The organism is Polaribacter sp., from assembly GCF_965656025.1.
GTDB lineage: Bacteria > Bacteroidota > Bacteroidia > Flavobacteriales > Flavobacteriaceae > Polaribacter.
The window spans coordinates 16075-23090 of sequence record NZ_CBFHJT010000049.1 but is presented as its reverse complement, the minus strand read 5'-3'; the positions used below and the strand labels follow the sequence as shown (position 1 = coordinate 23090).

General features: G+C 28.2%; 5 protein-coding genes and 1 pseudogene. 4 read left to right on the top strand and 2 right to left on the bottom strand.

Going from position 1 to position 7016, the window contains the following annotated elements; genetic code table 11:
• The 4 genes and pseudogenes from ACTG3S_RS10060 to ACTG3S_RS10045 all read left to right on the top strand — a co-directional run.
• Window positions 1-338 (top strand): annotated as a pseudogene (locus ACTG3S_RS10060) (gliding motility protein GldL); the annotation flags it as partial.
• A gap of 44 nt (window positions 339-382) precedes the next feature.
• A complete protein-coding gene (gene gldM, locus ACTG3S_RS10055; RefSeq protein WP_439129227.1) occupies window positions 383-1915 on the top strand; it encodes a gliding motility protein GldM in 1533 nt (510 codons plus the stop codon).
• A gap of 18 nt (window positions 1916-1933) precedes the next feature.
• Window positions 1934-2788, top strand: coding sequence for a gliding motility protein GldN (gene gldN / locus ACTG3S_RS10050; RefSeq protein WP_439129226.1), 855 nt, complete (start codon window positions 1934-1936; stop codon window positions 2786-2788).
• 145 nt (window positions 2789-2933) lie between these two features.
• Window positions 2934-3977, top strand: a complete 1044-nt coding sequence (locus ACTG3S_RS10045) for an NAD(P)/FAD-dependent oxidoreductase (protein ID WP_439129225.1) — start codon at window positions 2934-2936, stop codon at window positions 3975-3977.
• 218 nt (window positions 3978-4195) lie between these two features.
• Here the strand turns inward: ACTG3S_RS10045 and ACTG3S_RS10040 are convergent, their stop codons facing one another.
• On the bottom strand, window positions 4196-4828 hold the full coding sequence (locus ACTG3S_RS10040; RefSeq protein WP_439129224.1) for a response regulator: 633 nt from the start codon (window positions 4826-4828) through the stop codon (window positions 4196-4198).
• Window positions 4828-6840 (bottom strand): ATP-binding protein, encoded by a 2013-nt coding sequence (locus ACTG3S_RS10035; RefSeq protein WP_439129223.1) that lies wholly within the window; start codon window positions 6838-6840, stop codon window positions 4828-4830. Before ACTG3S_RS10035 ends, ACTG3S_RS10040 begins: the two co-directional genes overlap by 1 nt.
• Window positions 6841-7016 lie beyond the last annotated feature (176 nt).

Sequence of the window (7016 nt, the reverse complement as noted above, 5' to 3'; positions counted from 1 at the left end):
TATTAAAAGAGGCTAAAATCGATTCAAGTTTAATGGAAAGTTTAGGCTCTAGTATGAAAAACTTTCAAAACGCAGCAGAAGGTTTATCTGCAGCATCAGAATCTGTTGCATCTACCAATAAATACAACGAAGAAATGTCTAAAGCTGCTTTACAAATGGAGTCTTTAAACAATTTGTATAAAATTCAAGTTGAAAATTCTGGAAAACAAGCAGCATTAAACACAGCTATGGTAGAAAATTCAGAAAAATTAAAAGAACAAATGGATGCTTTGGCAAAAAACATGTCTTCGTTAAACGGAGTTTATGGTGGTATGCTTTCTGCAATGTCAACAAAATAATAATTAGTTAAAACTAATGTATAACAACTTAAAAACTAATTAGAATGGCAGGAGGAAAAATGTCCGCAAGACAAAAAATGATTAACTTAATGTATCTGGTATTTATTGCAATGTTAGCATTAAATATGAGTAAAGAAGTTTTATCTGCTTTTGGTTTTATGAACGAAGAGATTGTGATTAGCAACACAGCAACAACAAAAAAGAATACCCTAAGTTATGAAGGTTTGGCTTTAAAAGCAGAAGATCAACCAGAAAAATTTAGATCTTTAAACGAAAAAGCAAAACAAATAAAAACGGCTTCATCTAGTTTCTATTCTTATTTGGCAGATTTAAAATCAAAAATGACTGCTGGCATAGAAGATACAAAAGATTATGAAACAATGGATAAGACTGATTTTTTAGATGCTTATTTCTTTCAAGGAGATAATTATACAAAAGAAGGTCAAGAGTTTGTTGATAAAATTGAAAATTATCGTGAAACTGTTATTACAACTTTAGGTTCAGATTTTAAAGCTTTAAATGAAAGAACTAAATTTAGGTTTAATACAACGTCAGATAATAATCAAGATTGGTTAGATAGAAGATATAAAGGATTTCCTTTGATTGCGTCTTTGACGAATATAACTCAGTTACAAGCAAATGTAAAAAATACTGAAAGCGATGTTTTAACTTCTCTTTTAGGAGGTCAGTTAGAAGCGGATAGTAAATTAACAACAAATAACTATAAAGGAATTGTTTCTTTAAATAAAACAGCATATTTTGCTGGTGAAAAAGTTACAGGTCAAGTAGTTTTAGGAAGATACGATTCTAATTTAGTACCAAATAAAGTTACTCTAAATGGTAAAGATATTACCAATAGTGTAGAAAATGGACAGGTATTGTTAGATATACCCGCAGGAAATGTTGGTGAAAAAACCATAAAAGGAGAAATTACTTTCATGCAAGACGGTAAACCAGCTGTTATCCCTTTTGAAAGTAAATATTCAGTTATTGCAGAGCCAAGTAGTGCAGTTGTTTCTGCCGATAAGATGAACGTAGTTTATAGAGGTGTACAAAACCCTATTTCTATATCATTACCAGGTGTAAGCGGTAACAATTTAAAAGTTTCTGCAACAGGTGGTAGATTAACTGGTTCCGGCAGTAAATATAGTTTTAGTGCAGGTTCAGGTAATACAGCTAATATAAATGTAAGTGCTAAACTTAGTAGTGGTAAAACTGTAAATTCTAAAGCAACTTTTAGAATTAAAGACATACCTGCTGCAATGGGTAGTGCAAGAGGACAATTTGGTGTTGTACAAATGCCAAAAAGTAGTTTAGCAAACACACCAATTGGTGCAGGCTTGCCAGATTTTGTTTTCGATTTAAAATTACAAGTTAAAAGCTTTAAAGTTAAAGTGCCAGGTCAAGTAACAGTATTAGTAACTGGTACAAAATTTAATGCACAAGCAAAAAAAGCATTGTCTAAAGCAAGAAGAGGAGATGTTGTAACCATTTTTGATATCAAAGCATCAATTGTAGGAAACTCTACTTATCAACTTAAAAAAGTTATACCAGTAAGTATAGAGATTACAAACTAGAAAAACAAAAACATAGTTATGATAAAAAATTGTATATACATATGTATAGCCCTTTTTACTACAAATTTGGTAAATGCGCAAGCAAATTTACTAAATGCAAAATCTGTAGATCAAATTGGGGTTAAAAGCGAACAACAATTAGCGGCTGATAATGATGGCCCAATTCCTTATGGTTATGTAGATGACAGAGATGTATTATGGTCTAAAGTTGTGTGGGAGTTTATCGATTTAAATCAAAAAATAAACTTACCCTACTATTTTCCAATAGATACTACGAATATTTCTTCTGATAGAAGATCTTTGTTTGATACCCTAATAAAAGGAATCAAAAAAGGTAAAATCAAAGAAGCTTATTCAGATTCTTTCTTTACCTCTAAAATTACACAAAACGAAATAGATCAACGTTTGGTAAATATTAGAGAGGAAAATGGGTATACAGATACTTTTAGAATTCAAACACAGGATGTTGCTGGTTATATGATAAAAGGAATGTGGTATTTTGATAAACGTCAAGGAGAATTAAAATATAGATTGCTAGCATTAGCGCCAATGAGTAAAGATGTACAAACTCTAGGGGTTCAAGAAATTGAAGACGAAGAGTTGTACGAATTATTTTGGATATTCTTTCCATCTGCAAGAGAAATTTTACATGATACAAAGGTATTTAATCCAAAAAATGCATCGCATCCAATTTCATTTGACCATTTATTAAATGCTAGAAGATTTAGCTCTGTAATTGTTAGAGAAGAAAATATTTATGGTAATAGAGCCATAGAAGATTACGTAAGAGGGAATTCTTTATTTCAGTTGTTAGAGGCTAATAAAATTAAAGAAGATATTAGAAACAGAGAAATAGATATGTGGAATTATTAGTAAAACTCATTTTTGTATTTAAAGCAAATTTATACGTTGAACTAATGCTGCGGAAAAGCAGAATCTTCTTAAATATTTACAATAAATAAATAAAAGCGTTCTAACCTAGAGCGCTTTTTTCCGTTTTAAAAAGTATTTTTGTGCTATGAAAGTAGATTATATAATTGTGGGTTTGGGTTTAGCAGGTTTAGCTTTTGTAGAAGAGTTAATCAACGCAAATAAAACGTTTATGGTTTTCGAGGACCACTCACAAACATCTTCTTTAGTGGCTGGTGGCGTTTACAATCCTGTAATTTTAAAAAGATTTTCGCCTGTTTGGAACGCTAAAGAACAATTACAAGTTGCTATGCCCTTTTATCAAAAATTAGAGGAAAAGCTACATATAAAAGTGGATGAAAAAATTTTGATAAAAAAGGCTTTTAAATCTATAGAGGATCAAAATAATTGGTTTGCTGCTTTTGATAAACCTAAAGTAGCACCATTTTTAGAAACTACTTTAGATAGCGCAAAATATAACGGAGTTATAGCCGATTTTTATTTTGGAAATGTAAAAGAAGCAGGTTGGGTAGACACAAAAAAATTAATAGAAACCTATAGAGATTATCTAAAAACCCGTCATTCAATTCGTTTTGATAAATTTATACATAAAGATATAATTTTTAAAGAAAGTTGTATGCAATATCAAGACATAGAAGTTAATCGAATACTTTTTGCAGAGGGTTTTGGTGTAAAACAAAACCCTTATTTTAATCATTTGCCATTAGAAGAGGTTAAAGGAGAAACCATTACTATTTATTCGCCAGAATTAACTATAAATTTCTTATTAAAATCTACCTTATTTGTATTACCATTAGGGAATAATTATTACAAAGTTGGAGCAACGTTTAATCATAAAGACAAAACATCTTTACCTTCTAAAGAGGGTAGAGAAGAGTTGGTTGCCAAATTAAAAAAAGTAATTTCTGTGCCTTATAAAATTACAACACAAACAGCAGGTATTAGACCTGCTGTAAAAGACCGAAGGCCTTTGGTAGGTGTGCACTCTAAACATACAAAATTAGCTATTTTAAACGGTTTAGGTACACGTGGTGTAATGATTGCACCTACTGTTGCAAAGAATTTATTTTTACACTTAGAACAAGGTAAAGAATTAGACAAAGAAATAGACATAAAAAGATTTATGCCTTAATTTTTTCTTTTATTTTTTTTCTATTTTTATTAATGTAATAATAGGTTCTACTTTTACTATTAGCTCTTTTTCTTTGCTGATAAAACTCTACTTTATCAACCATGGTTTCAATTCTTTTTAAAATTATTTTCTTTAAAAAACATAACATAAAAGTTTAATTGTTGATATACAATTCAAAAATGCAAATAAAAATGAGATAGATTGTAGGTAGATATACCCTAATTAAACAAATGTTTGTTTTTTAAGGTCCAAGATAAAAGAGCACCTGTTTCATGCGGTAAATCTAATTTTAATATGATTTTACTACGGTGTTTTTCTACAGTTCTTGGAGAAATAAATAGTAAATGACCAATTTCTTTGTTCGTTTTATGTTGTGCAACTAGTTTTAAAATTCGTTTTTCAGAAAGTGTAAGTTCTTTTAAAATGGTATTATTTTCTTCGGTAAAACCAATTAGTTGTTTTATTTCTTTACTAAAATAAGGTATGTTTCTACTAACATTTTCTATACAAGTTTCTATTTCATCTAAAGCAAACTCTTTTAAAATATATCCAAAAACCCCATATTTTTTGGCTTGTAAATACAAGTCTATTTCTTTGTGAAGCGTAATTAAAATTATTTTGGTAGAAATCTTATTTTTCTTACAATTTTTTGCAATTTCTATACCAGTCTGTAAAGGCATTTCTACATCAAGTATAGCAATATCTGGCTGGTTTTTTATAATAAAATTTAGAGCTTCTTGTCCGTTTGTAGCTTTACCAATTACATCAAACTTTTTTTCGATTAAAAGATCTTCTAAACCTTTTAAAAGGATTGGATGATCATCTGCAATAAATAGTTTTAAAGAACTCATTATACAGGAAATTGAATTGTAAAAGTAGTTCCTTCATATTTAATAGAGTCTATTTTTAAGGTGCCTTCTAAAAATTTAACTCTTTCTTTTATGGTTTTTAAACCTAAACTTTTAAAGTCATTATATTTTTCAGAAAAATCAAAGCCAATACCATTGTCTTTAATAGATAACATCACATTTGTATCATTTTTAATTAAAGTTATTTTTGCAGATTCTGCTTTGGCATGTTTTATAACATTAGATAAACACTCTTGTACAATTCTAAAAATATTTACTTCTTTGGTTTGATTAAATACATTTTTAATATCATCAATATCACCAAAAATAAAGGTGTTTTGGTAGCTTTCGTCTAATTGAGAAATTAGATTTTCTAATGCTCTAGAAATACCAATATCTTCTAACTGAAAAGGATGTAAAACTCTAGAAATACTTCTCATTTCTTCAATGGCGTTGTTAACCAATTCTTTAGTTTTATCATCACTTTTTAAAGAAATTTTATTTTTTATTAGCAATAAACTTTGCCCTAAACTATCGTGTAAATCTTTAGAAATACGTTTGCGTTCTTCCTCTTGAGATAGCAATAGTTTTTGGGAATATTCTTCTTGCAATTTGGTTTTTCTATTCGCAGCTTGTTTATTTCTATATAAATAAAAGATTAAAAAAAGTAAAGCAGCACCAATACTACCAAATATAATCAGACGTTGTTTGGCTTCATTTTCTTTAGCCAATAAAACAATGTCTGCTTTTTGTTTGTTAATTTCCTTTTCTTTTTGCTCGGTTTCATAAAGCGTTTGATAGTAAGTTAATGCATTTGTTTTTTTAACACTATAAATTGAGTCTTTTAATTGGTTAGATTTCTCTAAATAATTTATAGCTTTACGATGGTTTCCTCTTTTTTGCTCAATCTTAAATAGCAGTTTATTTAGTTTAATAATATTTTCTATACTGTTTGCTTTTTTAAATTGCTTTAAAAGGTTATTACTACTTGTATATGCTTCATTGTAATATCCTTTTTCAAATAAATAAACAGCCTTAGCGAATTTAAAATAGCTGTAATCTAAAGTTTCTTTATCAACATTTTTAACTATTTCTGCTGCTTTGTCTAAATATTTTTTTGCTTTGTCCACATCTTTGTCGGCATAAAATCGTACAATTCCTGCATATAGTTGTGCGCTTAAATCAAATTCATTTTTATTATTTTTGTTATAATAAATTGCTTTTAATAAAGCCTCTTCTTGTTTTTTTGTTTGGTTTAGCTTGCCATAATTGGTTGCTAGATTAAAATAATCTACTACTAAATTATTGTAATATTTAACAGCAAGTTTTTCGTTAATTAATTTTTCACCTTCTTCTATTGTTTTTTTGGTAAAACCATTAATTCCATAAACACTAATAATTTCAGACTTTGTATAAAAAACATAATCATTGTCTCCCAAGTTTTTATAATAAACTGCTGCTAAATTATAATCATCTATAGCTTTTTTATAGTTACCTAGCTCATAATTTGCCATACCTTTAAAATAGATTGCATCTGCTTTATGGATAGAATCTTTATTTTTGAAATTACTTATAGCTAATTCATAATATTTTTTGGCGCTATTAAAGTCTTTACCATTAAAATAACCTCCGCCTTTTTTTAAATACAAACCACCAATTAAATAAGCATTTTCAATCTTGTCTATATGTTTTTCAATTTTTTCAATTAGATTTAAAGCTTTTTCTCTTTGTCCTAGTTTTATATTGATATTGTAAAAACCTCTTATGGTAAGTTCAGCTGCTTTTTCATATTGCTTTAACTCTATTGCTAAATCAACATATTGTTCTAATCTATTTGCAAATAAATCTAAATTTTTCTGGTCTCTAACATTATATACTAAACTATCTAAAGCAGCTAATTTTAATTCTTTATTTTTAGTAGTGTCTATTATTTTTTGAAAGTAAGTTTCTTTTTTTTGAGCGTAAATACTGCAACAAAAAAGAAATAAAAAAATGCTTAGTTTTACTGTTTTCATAATAAAATAATGCAAATATAGGGGCAGTTTTACACAAATATATAGGTGTATATACTTGTTTAATACAATGTATAAAAAAATAACCAATTGGTTAAGACAAGTTCTTATTTTTTATAACTAACAAACATATTTATCCAAAGTATTCTAGACAAACGTAAATTTACTGGCGCTAACAC

What these genes read in the sequence shown, in the direction of transcription:
- gldM (WP_439129227.1), top strand. Translation starts at nt 383, where the DNA reads ATGGCAGGAGGAAAAATGTCCGCAAGACAAAAAATGATTAACTTAATG.
- gldN (WP_439129226.1), top strand. Translation starts at nt 1,934, where the DNA reads ATGATAAAAAATTGTATATACATATGTATAGCCCTTTTTACTACAAAT.
- ACTG3S_RS10045 (WP_439129225.1), top strand. Translation starts at nt 2,934, where the DNA reads ATGAAAGTAGATTATATAATTGTGGGTTTGGGTTTAGCAGGTTTAGCT.
- ACTG3S_RS10040 (WP_439129224.1), bottom strand. Translation starts at nt 4,828, where the DNA reads ATGAGTTCTTTAAAACTATTTATTGCAGATGATCATCCAATCCTTTTA.
- ACTG3S_RS10035 (WP_439129223.1), bottom strand. Translation starts at nt 6,840, where the DNA reads ATGAAAACAGTAAAACTAAGCATTTTTTTATTTCTTTTTTGTTGCAGT.